The following is a 1,433-nucleotide window of genomic DNA, read 5'->3' as shown; positions in this document are numbered from 1 at the left end:
TCCGACGCCATTCATGGCCATATCAATGATTTTCTGGTGCGTACCGGGCTGAGAGGCGGTGTAAGTGAACTGTAGTTGCCATGTTTTACGGCAATGAGAACAGAGATAGCGCTGATGTCCGGCAGTGCTTTTGCCGTTACGCACCACCCCGTCAGTAGCTGAACAGGAGGGACAGCTGATAGAAACAGAAGCCACTGGAGCACCTCAAAAACACCATCATACACTAAATCAGTAAGTTGGCAGCATCACCTAGCGGGTGCACGGTTTTATCAAAAGATAAATACCGGAAAATTCCCGCTTACCTATGCTCACAATCAGTCGACTAAAAATGTTTTTGTGAGCGGTAGTAAAGTCCTAAAACTTTAACCTGCCGTTAATGTCAACCTTGCGTAATGCACAATTACGTAAACAATTAAAATTATAAATACAGGAGTCCGGCGTGGAAAAAGAAAATATCACCATCGATCCGCGTTCTTCATTTACTCCATCTTCGTCGGCAGATATTCCCGTGCCACCAGATGGATTAGTTCAACGCAGTACCCGAATTAAACGCATTCAAACCACCGCCATGTTGTTATTATTTTTTGCGGCGGTAATCAATTATCTCGACCGCAGTTCGCTGTCGGTAGCAAATTTAACGATTCGTGAAGAATTGGGATTAAGTGCCACCGAAATCGGCGCTTTGCTCTCCGTGTTTTCACTCGCTTACGGGATTGCGCAACTTCCTTGCGGCCCACTATTGGATCGTAAAGGCCCACGCCTGATGCTGGGACTGGGGATGTTCTTCTGGTCACTGTTCCAGGCAATGTCTGGCATGGTGCACAACTTTACGCAGTTCGTGTTGGTGCGTATCGGTATGGGGATTGGTGAAGCGCCGATGAACCCATGCGGTGTAAAAGTCATTAACGACTGGGGTAATGACTCCAACTTACTGATAGTGTTTTATGTTCAGATAATGCCCGATGACCTTGTCATGCAGCTCCACCGATTTTGAGAACGACAGTGACTTCCGTCCCAGCCTTGCCAGATGTTGTCTCAGATTCAGATTATGTCGCTCAATGCGCTGAGTGTAACGCTTGCTGATAACGTGCAGCTTTCCCTTCAGGCGTGATTCATACAGCGGCCAGCCATCCGTCATCCATACCACGACCTCAAAGGCCGACAGCAGGCTCAGAAGACGTGCGCCACAACCGTCCTCCGTATCCTGTCATACGCGTAAAACAGCCAGCGCTGACGTGATTTAGCACCGACGTAGCCCCACTGTTCGTCCATTTCAGCGCAGACAATCACATCACTGCCCGGTTGTATGCGCGAGGTTACCGACTGCGGCCTGAGTTTTTTAAGTGACGTAAAACCGTGTTGAGGCCAACGCCCATAATGCGTGCACTGGCGCGACATCCGACGCCATTCATGGCCATATCAATGATTTTCTG

The 1,433-nt window shown here is 48.8% G+C and carries 2 protein-coding genes and 2 pseudogenes; 1 reads left to right on the top strand and 3 read right to left on the bottom strand.

Features of this window, described 5'->3' with window-relative positions:
- The coding region (locus BFF42_RS17040; protein ID WP_000179197.1) for an IS1 family transposase at positions 1-195 on the bottom strand (195 nt) is incomplete at its 3' end.
- 244 nt (positions 196-439) lie between these two features.
- On the opposite strand from BFF42_RS17040, the pseudogene BFF42_RS17035 reads away from it, so the two are divergent.
- A pseudogene (locus BFF42_RS17035) lies at positions 440-919 on the top strand (MFS transporter); the annotation flags it as partial.
- A gap of 9 nt (positions 920-928) precedes the next feature.
- Here the strand turns inward: BFF42_RS17035 and BFF42_RS17030 are convergent.
- A pseudogene (locus BFF42_RS17030) lies at positions 929-1,272 on the bottom strand (IS1 family transposase).
- 44 nt (positions 1,273-1,316) lie between these two features.
- Positions 1,317-1,412, bottom strand: coding sequence for an IS1-like element transposase (locus BFF42_RS28190; protein ID WP_236043287.1), 96 nt, complete (start codon positions 1,410-1,412; stop codon positions 1,317-1,319).
- Positions 1,413-1,433: the final 21 nt, after the last annotated feature.

This window comes from Shigella sp. FC1661, assembly GCF_001712525.1.
Taxonomy (GTDB): Bacteria; Pseudomonadota; Gammaproteobacteria; order Enterobacterales; family Enterobacteriaceae; genus Escherichia; species Escherichia coli.
This window is presented reverse-complemented; position numbering and strand designations above follow the sequence as displayed.

What these genes read in the sequence shown, in the direction of transcription:
- BFF42_RS28190 (WP_236043287.1), bottom strand. Translation starts at nt 1,412, where the DNA reads ATGAATGGCGTCGGATGTCGCGCCAGTGCACGCATTATGGGCGTTGGC.